This is a genomic window from Pantoea sp. PGP6 (assembly GCF_053474785.1).
Genome location: NZ_JBQBMA010000001.1, coordinates 1,009,070 through 1,024,357, shown reverse-complemented (window position 1 = coordinate 1,024,357; position 15,288 = coordinate 1,009,070). Strand labels below are relative to the sequence as shown.

Genomic DNA, 15,288 nt, shown 5'->3' with positions numbered 1-15,288 from the left:
CTGCTGCCGCACCGGCGGGTGACTCAGCCTTCATCAGACAGCGCGTCATCAGCAATGCCGACGCGCTGAATTGCCCGCCCGGTTAGCGGAAACCGGCCAGCTTCAGCGTCGCCGCGACGTTACGTGCGGTCAGCTGGACGTTCCTGCCGGCGCTGGCCAGCGCCTCGTCCAGTGAACAGATGCTGTAGAGCACGCTGAATACCGCATCAATACCGTGCTGATGCACCACGCCGACATCCGCCGTCAGGCTGCCAGCGATGCCGATTACCGGCTTATTGAAGCGTTTTGCCACGCTGGCGACGCCAATCGGCACCTTGCCATTAATACTCTGGCTGTCGATGCGCCCTTCACCGGTAATCACCAGATCGGCGTCCCTGACCTGTTCCGCCAGCCCCAGCGCTTCGGTGACAATCTCAATACCGCGGCGTAAATCAGCCTGACAAAACGCATGCAGCGCCGCTCCCATACCTCCCGCCGCGCCACCGCCGGGAATATGCAACACATCGATATCCAGATCGCGGTGAATAATCGCCGCGTAGTGGGCCAGCGCCTGGTCAAGCTGCTGCACCAGCGCCGGCGTCGCCCCTTTTTGCGGGCCGAAAATCGCCGAGGCACCCTCTTCGCCGGTCAGCGGATTGGTCACATCACAGGCCACCTCGATCCGGCACTGTGAAATGCGGCTATCCAGCTGGCTGATATCAATCGAGGCGAGGTCAGGCAGTGCGCCGCCGCCATAACCGATTTCACTGCCTTGGGCGTTCAGCAGTCGGGCACCGAGCGCCTGCATCATGCCAGACCCGCCGTCATTGGTGGCGCTGCCGCCGATGCCGATAATGATATGTCCGACGCCCTTATCCAGCGCGTTTTTAATCAGTTCGCCGGTGCCAAAGGAGGTGGTCACCCGCGGATCGCGTTGCGCGGCGGGCACCCGTTCGAGGCCACTGGCAGCCGCCATTTCGATATAGGCCGTGCGCTCGTCACCGGACAAACCATAAAAAGCGTCGACCTGCGCGCCAAGCGGCCCGGTAACCTTTAACCTGACGATTTTTCCTTTCGTCGCCGCCACCATCGCTTCTACCGTGCCTTCACCACCGTCGGCGACCGGTATTTTCACATAATGCGCATCGGGGAAAATTTCACGGAAACCCGTTTCTATCGCCGATGCCACATCCAGGGCGGATAAACTCTCTTTATATGAATCCGGTGCGATTACGATTTTCATAGGCAATCCGAGCGCTGTTAAGGGATTGAAATGCTCTGAAACCAGTCCGGCATCCGCAGACACCGGCACCGGGTTTTAGCGGGCGATTTCAACCTTCGCTAACTTCTCATAATAGCAGGCAAGCGCGCTGTGGTCGGATGAACCCTGACCATCATTACGCAGCGCCTGCATCATCTCCATCACCGCCGCCGTCAGCGGCAGGTGCGCGCCAACGCCGTGTGAGGTATCCAGCGCATTCGCCAGGTCCTTGATATGCAGATCAATACGGAAGCCGGGCTTAAAATTGCGATCCATCACCATCGGCGCTTTGGCGTCCAGCACGGTACTGCCCGCCAGGCCGCCACGGATCGCCTGATAAACCAGATCCGGATTAACGCCCGCCTTGGTTGCCAGTGATAACGCTTCGGACATCGCGGCAATGTTCAGTGCCACAATCACCTGATTAGCCAGCTTGGTCACGTTGCCCGCCCCGATATCGCCGGTATGGACCACCGAGGCCGCCATCGCTTTCATGATGTCGTAGCAGTGATCGAAGACCGCTTTGTCGCCGCCCACCATCACTGACAGCGTGCCTTCGATCGCTTTGGGTTCGCCGCCGCTGACCGGCGCATCCAGCATTTTGATCTGCTTTGTCGCCAGCGCATCGTGAACTTCGCGGCTGGCAAGCGGGGCGATTGAACTCATGTCGATCACAATCAGGCCCGGTTTTTCCGCCGCGATAATGCCCTCTTCGCCGAGACAGACCTCTTTGACCTGTGGCGAATTAGGCACCATGGTGATCACCACGTCACACTGCTCAGCCAGCTCTCTGGCTGATTTCGCAACGGTCGCGCCCAGCTCAACCAGTTCCGCTTCGTTCTCAGGATTATGGTCACGGACCACCAGCGAATAACCGGCTTTCACCAGATTTTTACTCATTGGTTTGCCCATGATTCCCAGGCCGATAAATCCAATTTTCATTGCGTTTCCCCTTGATTGATTAGCGCTTAAATTTGTCGCAAAGCGCCTGTGTGGCGTTGCGGAACACACCGAGATCGCTGCCGACCGCCACGAAGGTTGCGCCCCATTCCAGGTAGCGGCGCGCATCGGCTTCCACCGGTGCCAGAATGCCGCTGGGTTTGCCCGCGGCTTTGGCGCGTTCGAAGATGTGTTTAATCACTTTCAGCACTTCCGGGTGTGCTGGCTGACCGAGATAGCCGAGAGCGGCGGAGAGATCGCCCGGGCCAACAAAGATGCCGTCAACTCCATCTACCGCTGCGATGGCGTCGATGTTGTCCACCGCCTGCTGGGTTTCAATCTGCACCAGCACGGTGATGTTGTCGTTGATGCTGCTGTTGTAGTCCGGCAGGGTGCCGTACATGTTGCTGCGATGCGAAACCGACACGCCGCGGATGCCGGCGGGAGGATAGCGGGTTGATGCCACTGCGCGCAGCGCTTCCTCTTCCGTCTCAACAAACGGCACCAGGAAGTTACTGAAGCCGATGTCGAGCAGCCGCTTGATGATTACCGGCTCATTGCAGGGAGGACGCACCACGGGCGCACTGTGACTGCCCTTCAGCGCCATCAGCTGCGGCACAAAGGTGGTGATATCGTTTGGCGCATGTTCGCCATCCAGTACCAGCCAGTCAAAACCGGCCAGACCTAAAATCTCGGTAGAAATCGGGCTGGCAAGCGCACACCAGCTGCCGATCAGGGTTTCACCCGCTAACAAACGACGACGAAATCCATTCGGCCAGGCTGCATTACTCATGGTTAACTCCTGTGGCGGTGGCTCCCGGGGGAGCCGAAAAGGTTAACGTACCAGGCAGGGACGTTTATTGTCGTAGGTCCATCCCGGCACCAGAAATTGCATCGCCTGAGCATCATCGCGTGCGCCCAGCCCCTGCTTCTGATACAGCGCATTGGCCTGCATCACCTGATCCATATCCAGCTCAACGCCGAGACCCGGTTTCTGCGGCACCTGCACCATGCCGCCTTTGATCTGGAACGGCTCTTTGGTCAGGCGCTGATTGCCCTCCTGCCAGATCCAGTGGGTATCAATCGCGGTGATTGCGCCCGGCGCGGCGGCGGCAACGTGGGTAAACATCGCCAGCGAAATATCGAAGTGGTTATTCGAGTGCGAACCCCAGGTCAGGCCAAAGTCATGGCACATCTGCGCAACCCGCACCGAGCCCTGCATGGTCCAGAAATGCGGATCGGCCAGCGGAATATCGACCGACTGCAATGACAGCGTATGGCCCATCTGCCGCCAGTCGGTGGCGATCATATTGGTGGCGGTCGGCATACCCGTGGCGCGACGGAACTCCGCCATCACTTCCCGTCCTGAGTAGCCCTGCTCTGCACCACAGGGATCTTCAGCGTAGGCCAGCACATTTTTCAGTTGCTTACCCAGCATGATGGCTTCGTTCAGCGACCAGGCGCCGTTAGGATCGAGGGTGATACGCGCCTCGGGGAAACGCTTCGCCAGTGCGGTAACTGCTTCTGCCTCTTCGCCACCGCGCAGTACGCCGCCCTTCAGTTTGAAATCGTTAAAACCGTATTTTTCATAAGCCGCTTCCGCCAGCCGTACCACCGTCTCCGGGGTTAACGCCTCTTCGTGGCGCAGGCGATACCAGTCACAGGGATCGCTCTCCTGGCTCTGATAAGGCAGGGACGTCTTGCGGCGGTCGCCGATATAGAACAGATAGCCGAGCATCTCAACGCGGTCGCGCTGTTGTCCGTCACCCAGCAGCGAGGCCACATTCACCTCCAGATGCTGACCCAGCAGGTCGAGCAGCGCCGCTTCAATGCCGGTCACCACATGGATAGTGGTGCGCAGATCAAAGGTCTGGGTGCCGCGCCCGCTGGCATCCCGATCGGCAAAGGTGCTGCGCACCAGGCTGAGGATGTTTTTGTATTCACCCACAGTTTTGCCAATCACCAGCGAAGCCGCATCTTCCAGCGTCTGACGGATTTTTTCACCGCCCGGGATTTCGCCGACGCCGGTGTGGCCAGCGTTATCCTTGATAATCACAATGTTGCGGGTGAAGAATGGCGAATGCGCGCCGCTGAGGTTAAGCAGCATGCTGTCGTGGCCGGCAACCGGAATGACCTGCATGGCGGTAACTTTCGGTGTTGAACTCATCTCCTGCTCCTTATGCTGTTGCGCGGCCAAATGCCGGGCGCTTACGGTCGAATGTCCAACCGGGAATCAGATATTGCATCGCTGTGGCGTCGTTACGGGCACCCGCAGGCAGTGACTGGAAAAGCTGATGGGCCTGATGCACGCGGTCCCAGTCAAGCTCGATGCCGAGGCCTGGCGCATCCGGCACGGTGATTTTGCCGTTGCGGATTTGAAGGGGATTTTTGGTCAGGCGCTGATCGCCCTCCTGCCAGATCCAGTGGGTATCAATGGCGGTCGGATTGCCCGGTGCCGCTGCGCCAACGTGGGTAAACATCGCCAGCGAAATGTCGAAGTGGTTATTGGAATGGCAGCCCCACGTCAGGCCCCATTCGTCGCACAGTTGCGCCACCCGCACGGCACCGCTCAGCGTCCAGAAGTGCGGATCGGCTAACGGAATATCGACTGCGTTGAGCATCACCGCGTGGTTCATCTCGCGCCAGTTGGTGGCGATCATGTTGGTGGCGACCGGTAAGCCAGTGGCGCGCCGGAACTCCGCCATTACCTCGCGTCCTGAGTAGCCCTGTTCTGCACCGCAGGGATCTTCGGCATAGCTCAGGACATCCGCCATTCCTTTGCACAGGGCGATCGCTTCATCCAGTAGCCAGGCCCCGTTGGGATCGACGGTAATGCGCGCATCCGGGAAGCGCTGCTTCAGCGCCGCGGCGGTTGCGATCTCCTGTTCGCCTGGCAGCACGCCGCCTTTGAGTTTGAAATCTTTAAAGCCATATTTGTCCTGCGCCGCCTCTGCCAGTCGCACCACCGCTTCGCTACTCAGTGCTTCCTGATGACGCAGGTGATACCACTCATGACTGGCCTGTTCACCGCTCAGATAAGGCAGATCGGTCTTGCGGCGATCGCCAAGGTAGAACAGATAGCCCAGCACCGTGACCTCATCACGCTGCTTGCCGGGCCCCAGTAACTCTGCCACCGGCACGCCGAGGCACTGTCCCAGCAGATCGAGTAGCGCCGCTTCCAGCGCCGCCACCGCATTGACCCGCAACTCAAAGGTCCAGGCACCGTTACCGAAAGTGGTGAAGTCAGCCGACTGATTGCCCTTGTGCACCTGCTGCACCAGGTGGTTCATTCGCGCAATCTGCTGGCCTTTGACCTGCGGAATCGCCTCAACCAGCGTCTGATAGATGGTGTCGCCGCCTGGCGCTTCACCGACGCCGGTGTGACCGGCGCTGTCGGTGAGTACCACAATGTTGCGGGTAAAACAGGCGTTGTGCGCACCGCCAATATTGAGCAGCATGCTGTCATAACCGGCGACCGGGATAACCTGCATCCCGGTGATCACCGGTGAACTTTGTGTATTCATGAGGCATCCTTACCGGACCAGGTTTTCAGTTCGACACGTTTGATATCGCCCGCTATCACCAGGAAGCTGAATGCGGCGACAAAGGCGTGAATACCGACATAAATCAGCGCGCCTTCAAAGGATCCACTGGTGGCGATGATGTAACCGATGGCGATAGGCGTCACGATGCCAGAAAAGTTACCAAACATGTTGAACAGACCGCCGCTCAGGCCACTGATCTCTTTCGGCGCGGTATCTGCCATCACCGCCCAGCCCAGCGCACCGATTCCTTTACCGAAGAACGCCAGCGCCATGAAGAACACTACCACCCACTCGGTATCGGTGTAGTTACACATCACCATCGAAATGGAGAGCAGCATGCCGAGCACTATCGGCGTTTTACGCGCGATATTCAGCGAGCCGGTTTTGCGCATCAGCCAGTCGGAAATCACCCCGCCCAGGACGCCGCCGAGGAAGCCGCACACCGCTGGAATCGAGGCAATAAAGCCCGCTTTAAGAATCGACATGCCGCGCGCCTGTACCAGATAGACCGGGAACCAGGTAATGAAAAAGTAGGTTAAGGCGTTAACGCAGTATTGACCGAGGTAGATGCCTAACATCATGCGTGAGGTCAGCAGCTGTTTGATCTGGAACCACTTCTCGCTCCAGCTCACTTTGCGGCTATCCTTTTTGACATCCATATTGATCAGCGCACCGCCCTGTTCCATATACTCCAGTTCGGCTTTATTCACGCCAGGGTGATCGGTGGGATCGTGGATCACTTTCAGCCAGATGAAGCTGAGGATGATGCCGAGTCCACCCATGAACCAGAACACGTGTGCCCAGCCCACTGAAGAGACCAGCCAGCCCATGATCGGCGCGAAGATGACGGTAGCGAAGTATTGTGCCGAGTTGAAGATCGCCACCGCCGTGCCGCGCTCCTGCGCCGGAAACCAGGCCGCGACAATGCGGCTGTTGCCAGGGAAGGAAGGTGCTTCGGCCAGCCCTACCAGGAAACGCAGCATAAACAATGACATGATGATACCGAAGCCGCTGAACAGATCGACAAACCCTTGCAGGAAGGTAAATAGCGACCAGGTAAAGATGCTCCAGAAATAGACGCGTTTTGAGCCGAAGCGGTCGAGCAGCCAGCCGCCCGGAATCTGACCAATAACGTACGCCCATGAGAAGGCGGAGAAGATATAGCCAAGTCCGACTGAATCGAGGCCTATATCTTTGGACATCGCCGAACCGGCAATCGAAATGGTTGCGCGGTCACCGTAGTTGAATGAGGTAACAATAAATAACATCACCACAATCCAGTAACGGGCATTGGTGCGCTTCTGCACCGCTTCCGCTGTCTGGCTGAAACTATTCATGATGCACTCCTGAAATATAGCGTGAGCTACATTCGCTCTGACTGCATACACATCGCGTTGGGTATCAGAGAGAAATGAGGTTAAACACGGCGATCTTTTTTTTTTGGCAAATCTTTATTACCCCTTCGCTGTTTCAGCGACTGCCTGCCGGTTAACAGCACCTCATCAGCGAGGGCGGACAAGGCCGGTGCAACAGGCAACAAACCGGGTAAAGCGTCGTGACGGATAACCTGACCTGGGTTAACGAAAATCAGTATAAGAACAGCCTGCCGCGATGACATTGGAGTATCGCCCTGGAATAGAATTGATGTTTGCGGGATTATTTGGCGTTTGCACAGAATCCTGCGGCATGGCTCACGGAACCTGTAAATATCGGACGCGTAACCGGCCAGAAAGCCAGTTTCCCACGCTGTTTGTGAGGGTCTTCACTTGCTTTTGGTTAATCGACCCAAAACGGGGCTATAAATCTTTTCAAAGCCGGTCAATTGCACAATGTACAGCCCACAGCGCCTCCCTATACTGAAGCTGGCAAACAGTGAGCGACTGACAGGTAACACCACGACAACAACGCACCGCACAAGTACGGTACGACAGACGGGAAGGTGAGCGATGACCCCAACAACAACCGAACAACCGCTCTATATCAAAGTCCATGAGCACGACAACGTCGCAATTGTGGTTAACAGCCTCGGACTGCCAGCCGGCACCCGTTTTGCTGATGGCCTGACGCTGACTGAGCATGTGCCGCAAGGGCATAAAGTTGCGCTGAGCGCGATTGCGCAGGGCGCAGCAATTGTGCGCTACGGCGAAATCATTGGTTATGCGCTGCGCGATATTGCCGAGGGCAGCTGGATTGATGAGTCCCTGGTGACGCTACCGGAAGCGCCGCCGCTTGCCAGCCTGCCGCTGGCGACGCAGGTCCCTGCCGAACTGCCTGCGCTGGAAGGCTATACCTTCGAAGGCTATCGCAACGCCGATGGCAGCGTCGGAACGCGTAACCTGCTCGGCATCACCACCAGCGTGCACTGCGTGGCGGGCGTGGTGGATCATGTTGTGCAATTGATTGAGCGTGATTTGCTGCCGCGCTATCCCAACGTCGATGGCGTTGTCGCCCTGAATCATCTTTATGGCTGCGGCGTGGCGATCAATGCCCCGGCGGCTGTGGTGCCGATTCGCACCATCCACAACCTGGCGCTGAACGCCAATTTCGGCGGCGAAGTGATGATTGTGAGTCTGGGCTGCGAAAAATTACAGCCGGAACGGCTGCTGACCGGCACGCCAGACGTACAGCCGATCTCGCTGGAGGAGCATGACATTGTGCGTCTGCAGGATGAAAAGCTGGTGGGCTTTGGTGCAATGGTTGACGAAATATTGCAGGTCGCCGAGCGCCACCTTAAGCGACTGAATCAGCGCCAGCGCGAAACCTGTCCCGCCTCAGAGCTGATCGTCGGCATGCAGTGCGGCGGCAGCGATGCCTTCTCTGGCGTGACCGCCAATCCCGCCGTGGGCTTTGCCTCAGATCTGCTGGTGCGTTGTGGTGCCACGGTGATGTTCTCTGAAGTCACGGAAGTTCGTGATGCGATTCATCTGCTGACGCCGCGGGTGATTAATGAAGAGGTTGGTAAGCGCTTACTGGAGGAGATGGCCTGGTATGACGACTATCTCAACCAGGGTCAGACTGACCGCAGCGCTAACCCTTCGCCCGGCAATAAAAAAGGCGGGCTGGCCAACGTGGTCGAAAAAGCGCTCGGCTCCATTGCGAAATCGGGCCGCAGCGCGATTGTAGAAGTGCTGTCACCGGGACAGCGCCCTACCCGTCGCGGATTAATTTATGCCGCCACCCCCGCCAGTGATTTCGTCTGCGGGACCCAACAGATGGCCTCCGGCATTACCCTGCAGGTGTTTACCACCGGGCGCGGTACGCCGTACGGACTGGCGGCCATTCCGGTGATCAAGATGGCAACGCGTAATGCGCTGGCCGAACGCTGGCACGATCTGATGGATATTAATGCCGGGACTATCGCAACCGGCGAGGAGAGTATTGAGCAGGTTGGCTGGCGACTGTTTGAGTTGATTCTGGATATTGCCAGCGGCCGCAAACAGACCTGGTCAGATCGCTGGGGAATACGTAACCAGCTGGCGGTGTTTAACCCGGCACCGATTACCTGATCACAGGCTGCGCCCGGATTGCCACGGCGGCGATCCGGGCCGGTTCTCGTCCGCTACCACGGCAATAAAACGCCTGAGGCCGGCGCAGAGCGTAAAGCAGTTACGGATTACAGCAGCGCGCCCCAGGCCTCAACCCACGGAGAAGTGACCGCTTCCGGCTCGGGATTTTCACTGGCATCAACCAGCAGGACTTCACCCACCCGTTGGGCACTCTGCTCCTGCAGCAACGCATCAAAGGTTTTACCCGCGCCACAAAAATGATCATAACTGCTGTCACCCAGCGCAATGACGCCATAACGCAGCGTCGGCTGATGACCCAGCTTATCTTTTACCGCGTGGAACAGCCCCGAAATGGTATCGGGAAAATCGCCGTGTCCGGTGGTAGAGGTGACAATCAACGCTACATCACTGGCGTAGGCCTGCCAGTCTGCCAGCGTCGGATCTTCAAACACCGTCACGCTGTGGCCCTGCTGTTGCAGAATCGGCTCTGCCTCTTCCGCCACCAGCAACGCATTGCCGTATACCGTGCCCACAAAAATGCCAATCTTTGCCATCTGCCTTCTCCCTTATTCTGAAACGTTATCCTGTCCTGGCGCCGCCGCAAACTCAACCCGCGGCACCTCAGGAATGCGATCCTGCCAGCCAAACTGTGTCATCAGATTCTGCCAGACACTATCCAGCCCGGCACGGATCAGCAACGGCTCGCCGGTGACCGGATGGGTCAGCGCCAGGCTGCTGGCATGCAGCATCAGGCGGTTAGCGCCGAAGTGCTGCGCTGCGCCGCGGTTCTGCCGCAGATCGCCGTGTGCAGAGTCGCCGATGATCGGATGACGCAGGTGCGACATGTGCCGGCGCAGCTGATGTTTGCGACCGCTTTTCGGAGACAGTTCAACCAGGCTATAGCGCGATGTCGCATAGCGGCCAATACCCACCGGCATCTCCACCGTGGCCAGTGACTGATAGTCGGTGACCGCCGGCTGCGCCGTACGTTCTTCAGTGGCATGCTTATCGGCTATTTTGTCCAGCTCTTCTACCAGCGGATAATCCAGCGTACCGCTGGTTTCCAGCCAGCCGCGTACTACCGCATGGTAGGTTTTTTGCATCTGATGTTGCTCAAACTGCTGCGACAGCAGCCGTCCGACTTCGCTGGACAATCCCATCAGCAGCACGCCGGAGGTAGGACGATCCAGACGATGCGCGGTAAACACATGCTGACCGATCTGATCGCGCACCGTCTGCATGACAAACACCGTCTCATGCCGATCCAGCCAGCTACGATGCACCAGCCAGCCGCTCGGTTTGTTCACCGCCACCAGCCATCGGTCCTGATAAATAATTTCCAGCATCAGACCGCCGCATCCTTCAGTAACGCATCAAGCTGACGCAGCGTCAGTAACAGCGGCGCAACACCGGGCTGGTCAGGCGCCAGCGCCACTTCATAATAGGGGGCAACAGCGAAGTTTTGCGGCAGTGGATGCCGGGCCGCAATCAGGGCGTGCATTCGGGGAATCAACACCCATTGCAGCCATTGCAGCGGTTCGAGCGTATCAAGGCAAAACGGCTCGCGGCTGTCGAAAGCGCTGGCATCAGGGGGTGTGCTTTGCCAGAGATCGTGCTCACGCAACACCGCTTCAACCTGCTCCAGCCGCTGCGTAATCAATTGTTCGGGCGTCATGCGCCACCTCCAGCGGACAGTAAAAAAACGGGCGGCAAGCATATCACTTGTTGGCGCAGGCACAAAAAAAGGGAGCACTGTAAAAACAGTGCTCCCGGTTCGTTTGCAGCCATCCCGCTACGTTAATGCTCCCTGCTCTTCCGTGACAACTTGTCCAGTGCGAACTCCTGTCGCGCATCATCCTGATGAATCCTTAGCCTCCTGGCCCACCACCTTTCTGAGGGGCTCTCATTCTCCATCCTGGAGGTGTCCCTTGCTCAATCCTGAGCGGTCCTGTTTCAGCCTGAAACCTTCCGTGTGCCGTAAACTCCGTTACGTTCCCGCCTCCTGGCTTATCCTCATCCTGACGATATCTTTGTCCCCAGCATCCTGCCAGTGCGAGATATTCTGACAGAACTAATTGTGCATACAAGTGACTAAAAGCGTAAGTTCAGCATCTTAGCGAAACAATTTCAGACTAATGCCATTAAGTCGATGATTCACAATATTTTTACATCCCGGCCATCCAGATGTCTCAAGCTACATCTGACGATCTCGCACACGCCTTGTAAGAGATATCTCACAAGCAAGCCAGGCGATCACTGCAAGTCACTCGGTAACCGGCTGTAATAACTTAAGAAATATCTCAATATTTTCGGCTAAAACTTCACGCTGTTTACGGCCCGGCTGCTCCAGAACCACTTCCCCGCTGAGGTTCGATAAAGAGACGATCTCCTGTTCTGATTCCGTGGTGGCGATAAACAGCGTTGGCGACTGGCGCAGGCGGCGCTGCATCAGTAAATGGCCAATCAGATTCTCCTGCAGTCGCAGGAAATCCTCTTCACTCCACACCTGCAAAAGCGTCAGGTTCCGTTGCTGGAAACGGGCCTGCATGTCTCCGGCGAACTGAGTGGTGTAAAACGTGGTGATCTGCGGTTGCAACTGGAGGTCGATCGCCCGTCCTACCGCGTCGAGACTGGGCGGCAGGCTAAAGGGCTGTGGCTGCCACAGGACACGCTGGTCACGATCTTCCAGCGCACAAGGCGACGGCACGCCATACAGATCGCTGCTGGCTGGCGCATGGCCCGTGTGCTGCTGCCAGTGCTGGCAATAGCGGTTAGTAAAGTCGCGCAGTGCGGCGGCAGTTTGCTGCGTCATTCATATTCTCACTTCTGATAGGTTACACTTAGCCACTTTGATTAATTTTGGTGGTAACCGCAATGACTACTCACGAACAGGATCAGGCCCTCAGCAACCTGACGCTGGGCAAACCCACAGCCTATCACGATCGCTATGACAACAGTTTGTTGCAGGCGGTGCCGCGTAGCCTGAACCGTGAACCGCTCGGCCTGTATCCTGATAGCCTGCCGTTTACCGGCGGTGACATCTGGACCTTATATGAACTGTCGTGGCTTAACAGCAAAGGGCTGCCACAGGTCGCCGTCGGTGAAGTGGTGCTGGATGCGCAGAGCCGCAATCTGATCGAATCGAAAAGCTTTAAGCTCTATCTTAACAGTTTCAACCAGACCCGCTTCGCCGACTGGGGCGAAGTACGCCAGACGCTGGAGCGCGATCTGAGCGCCTGCGCTGAAGGTGATGTGCGGGTCGCGCTGTTCCGGCTGAATGAAGTCGAAGGACAGCCGATCGGCCATTTCGACGGCTACTGCATCGATGAGCAGGATATCGCGATTGACGATTACCGCTTCAATGCCGACTACCTGGCCGATGCCACCGGCAGCGAGATCGTCGAAGAGACGCTGGTCAGCCATCTGCTCAAATCGAACTGCCTGATCACCCATCAGCCTGACTGGGGTTCAGTGATGATTCGTTATAAAGGCCCGCGTATCGACCGTGAAGCGCTGCTGCGCTATCTGGTGTCGTTCCGTCAGCACAACGAATTCCATGAACAGTGCGTCGAACGCATCTTTAATGACGTGCTGCGTTTCTGCCACCCTGAGGCGCTGACGGTCTATGCGCGCTATACGCGCCGTGGCGGACTCGATATTAACCCGTGGCGGAGCAATGTGCCCTTCACTCCGGGCTATTCGCGTCTGGTTCGCCAGTAGTTTGCGAGATCTCTCGCAGGCTGTGCGCTGCAGGCGCGGTTCCACTTGAGCTACGCTGGCCGACAAGGCTACTCTGGAGATGGCGGCAATCTGCGGGTTGCCGACCAGGGATTTTCGTCACTGCGATTGCAGTGTCAACTGTCACCCAGGCGGGTGTAAAGGAGTTCATTTGATTACCCATATCAGCCCTCTTGGCTCAATGGATCTGCTCTCGCAGCTGGAAGTCGATATGCTGAAACGCACGGCCAGCAGCGACCTGTACCAACTGTTTCGCAACTGCTCGCTGGCGGTGCTGAACTCTGGCAGCCAGACCGACAGCAGCCACGAATTACTCTCCCGCTTTGAGAATTTTGATATCAACGTGCTGCGTCGTGAACGCGGCGTCAAACTGGAGCTGATCAATCCACCGGAAGAGGCGTTTGTTGATGGACGCATCATCCGTTCGCTGCAGGCCAACCTGTTTGCGGTGCTGCGCGATATTCTGTTTGTCAGCGGCCAGCTCAACGCTCCAGGCCGTTTAAGCGCAGCCGAAGAGAATGATTCCGCCGCTATCACCAATACCGTCTTTTCAATTCTGCGTAATGCCCGGGCGTTGCACATTGGCGAGTATCCCAACACCGTGGTGTGCTGGGGTGGCCACTCGATCAACGCCGTTGAATATCAGTATTGCCGTAACGTCGGCACCCAGCTGGGGCTGCGTGAACTGAACATCTGTACCGGCTGCGGACCGGGCGTAATGGAAGCGCCAATGAAAGGAGCGGCGGTAGGCCACGCTCAGCAGCGCTACCGTGACAGCCGTTTTATTGGTCTGACAGAACCGTCAATCATTGCCGCCGAGCCGCCGAATCCGCTGGTGAATGAGCTGATCATTATGCCGGACATCGAAAAGCGTCTTGAGGCGTTTGTCCGCATCGCGCACGGCATCATTATCTTCCCAGGCGGGGTCGGTACCGCAGAAGAACTGCTCTATCTGCTCGGCATCATGATGAATCCGCACAACAGCGATCAGGTGTTACCGCTGATCCTGACCGGACCTGAAGAGAGTGCGGATTACTTCCGGGTGCTGGATGACTTCATCGTCAGTACGCTGGGCGAGCAGGCGCGCAAGCACTATCAGATCATCATTAACGATGCCGCTGAAGTGGCGCGTCTGATGAAGCAGGCGATGCCGCAGGTTAAAGAGTATCGACGCGAAACCGGCGACGCCTACAGCTTTAACTGGTCGATTCGTATTGCGCCGGATCTGCAGGTACCCTTCCTGCCGACCCATGAAAATATGGCCAACCTCAACCTCTACACCAACCAGCCGCCGGAAAAACTGGCCGCCGATTTGCGTCGCGCCTTTTCAGGCATCGTGGCCGGTAACGTGAAAGAGATGGGTATCCGCGAAATTCGCGAGAAAGGCCGCTATAAGCTGCATGGCGACGCCGACATCATGCATCGCATGGACGAACTGCTACAGGGATTTGTCGCGCAGCAACGTATGAAGCTGCCGGGTACCGCCTACATCCCCTGCTACGAAATCATCAAATAAACCAGGAGGCAGCCGCTGGGCTGCCGATATTCTCATGGCTTTTCATCTTCTTATCGTAGATGCGTTAAACCTGATACGCCGTCTGCATGCGGTACAAGGATCGCCGTGCGTCGATGGCTGCGTGGCGGCACTGCGTCAACTATTGGGACATACCCGCCCGACCCACGTAGTGGCGGTGTTTGATGGTGAAACCCGGCATCAGGGCTGGCGTCACCAGTTATTACCGGATTACAAAAGCGGCCGTCCGCCGATGCCGGAAGATTTACAGGCGGAGATGCCGGCGCTGCAACAGGCTTTTCGCGCCGCAGGCGTCAGCTGCTGGATTGCCGATCAGGATGAGGCGGATGATTTAGCCGCGACGCTGGCGGTAAAAATGGCGCAGGCCGGACATCAGGCCACCATCGTGTCAACGGACAAAGGCTACTGTCAGCTACTGGCGCCGGAAATCCGTATTCGTGACTACTTCCAGAAGCGCTGGCTCGATCTGCCGTTTATCGAAGCTGAATATGGCGTTGCGCCGCAGCTGTTACCCGATTTTTGGGGATTGTGTGGCATCAGCAGCAGTAAGATCCCAGGCATTGCTGGTATCGGCCCTAAAAGCGCAAAACAACTGCTGGCAGAGTTTCATTCGCTGGACGGGATCTATCAGCAACTGGATCAGGTGCCGACAAAATGGCGTGACAAATTAGCCAGCGGCCAGCAGATGGCTGAGATCAGTCGCCAGGTGGCCACGCTGAAGCGGGATTTAGTGTTGCAGGGTAATCTGAATACGTTGCGTTACAGCGGCTGAGTGCCGAAACACTC

The 15,288-nt window shown here is 57.4% G+C and carries 14 protein-coding genes; 4 read left to right on the top strand and 10 right to left on the bottom strand.

Features of this window, described 5'->3' with window-relative positions:
- Positions 1-82: 82 nt before the first annotated feature.
- From ACLIBF_RS04960 to ACLIBF_RS04935, 6 genes are all read right to left on the bottom strand, one after another.
- Positions 83-1,222 carry a glycerate kinase gene (locus ACLIBF_RS04960; RefSeq protein WP_031374731.1) on the bottom strand — a complete coding sequence of 380 codons (1,140 nt, stop codon included), beginning with the start codon at positions 1,220-1,222 and terminating at the stop codon, positions 83-85.
- A 75-nt stretch (positions 1,223-1,297) separates the two neighbouring features.
- Positions 1,298-2,182, bottom strand: coding sequence for a 2-hydroxy-3-oxopropionate reductase (garR, locus tag ACLIBF_RS04955; RefSeq protein WP_046289597.1), 885 nt, complete (start codon positions 2,180-2,182; stop codon positions 1,298-1,300).
- 19 nt (positions 2,183-2,201) lie between these two features.
- Complete coding sequence (garL, locus tag ACLIBF_RS04950; RefSeq protein WP_031374730.1) at positions 2,202-2,972, bottom strand: 2-dehydro-3-deoxyglucarate aldolase; 771 nt, start codon at positions 2,970-2,972, stop codon at positions 2,202-2,204.
- Positions 2,973-3,014: 42 nt separating this feature from the next.
- Positions 3,015-4,346: a glucarate dehydratase gene (gene gudD / locus ACLIBF_RS04945; RefSeq protein WP_031374729.1), complete on the bottom strand. Its 1,332-nt coding sequence runs from the start codon at positions 4,344-4,346 to the stop codon at positions 3,015-3,017.
- Between the two features lie 10 nt (positions 4,347-4,356).
- Positions 4,357-5,703: an enolase C-terminal domain-like protein gene (locus ACLIBF_RS04940; RefSeq protein WP_031374728.1), complete on the bottom strand. Its 1,347-nt coding sequence runs from the start codon at positions 5,701-5,703 to the stop codon at positions 4,357-4,359.
- A complete protein-coding gene (locus ACLIBF_RS04935) occupies positions 5,700-7,061 on the bottom strand; it encodes an MFS transporter (protein WP_031374727.1) in 1,362 nt (453 codons plus the stop codon). The genes ACLIBF_RS04940 and ACLIBF_RS04935 overlap by 4 nt, the downstream gene beginning before the upstream one ends.
- 609 nt (positions 7,062-7,670) lie before the next feature.
- Between ACLIBF_RS04935 and garD the strand changes: the two genes are divergently transcribed.
- Entirely contained in the window at positions 7,671-9,230 is a 1,560-nt protein-coding gene (gene garD / locus ACLIBF_RS04930; RefSeq protein WP_069728888.1) for a galactarate dehydratase, read from the top strand.
- Between the two features lie 107 nt (positions 9,231-9,337).
- On the opposite strand, the gene ACLIBF_RS04925 is transcribed toward garD, so the two are convergent.
- The 4 genes from ACLIBF_RS04925 to syd all read right to left on the bottom strand — a co-directional run bounded on the left by ACLIBF_RS04925 (position 9,338) and on the right by syd (position 12,042).
- Positions 9,338-9,784: a flavodoxin gene (locus ACLIBF_RS04925; RefSeq protein ID WP_031374725.1), complete on the bottom strand. Its 447-nt coding sequence runs from the start codon at positions 9,782-9,784 to the stop codon at positions 9,338-9,340.
- 12 nt (positions 9,785-9,796) lie between these two features.
- Positions 9,797-10,576, bottom strand: a complete 780-nt coding sequence (truC, locus tag ACLIBF_RS04920) for a tRNA pseudouridine(65) synthase TruC (RefSeq protein ID WP_069728886.1) — start codon at positions 10,574-10,576, stop codon at positions 9,797-9,799.
- Positions 10,576-10,905, bottom strand: a complete 330-nt coding sequence (locus ACLIBF_RS04915) for a YqcC family protein (RefSeq protein ID WP_279810387.1) — start codon at positions 10,903-10,905, stop codon at positions 10,576-10,578. The genes truC and ACLIBF_RS04915 overlap by 1 nt, the downstream gene beginning before the upstream one ends.
- A 588-nt stretch (positions 10,906-11,493) precedes the next feature.
- Positions 11,494-12,042 (bottom strand): SecY-interacting protein, encoded by a 549-nt coding sequence (gene syd / locus ACLIBF_RS04910; protein WP_279810386.1) that lies wholly within the window; start codon positions 12,040-12,042, stop codon positions 11,494-11,496.
- A gap of 62 nt (positions 12,043-12,104) precedes the next feature.
- On the opposite strand from syd, the gene queF reads away from it, so the two are divergent.
- From queF to xni, 3 genes are all read left to right on the top strand, one after another.
- The gene (queF, locus tag ACLIBF_RS04905) at positions 12,105-12,950 is read left to right on the top strand and encodes an NADPH-dependent 7-cyano-7-deazaguanine reductase QueF (RefSeq protein ID WP_069728884.1); all 846 of its coding nucleotides are present in this window, start codon (positions 12,105-12,107) and stop codon (positions 12,948-12,950) included.
- A gap of 169 nt (positions 12,951-13,119) precedes the next feature.
- Entirely contained in the window at positions 13,120-14,484 is a 1,365-nt protein-coding gene (gene ppnN / locus ACLIBF_RS04900) for a nucleotide 5'-monophosphate nucleosidase PpnN (RefSeq protein ID WP_031374721.1), read from the top strand.
- A 34-nt stretch (positions 14,485-14,518) separates the two neighbouring features.
- Positions 14,519-15,274: a flap endonuclease Xni gene (gene xni, locus ACLIBF_RS04895; protein ID WP_279810385.1), complete on the top strand. Its 756-nt coding sequence runs from the start codon at positions 14,519-14,521 to the stop codon at positions 15,272-15,274.
- The last annotated feature ends 14 nt before the right edge of the window (positions 15,275-15,288 follow it).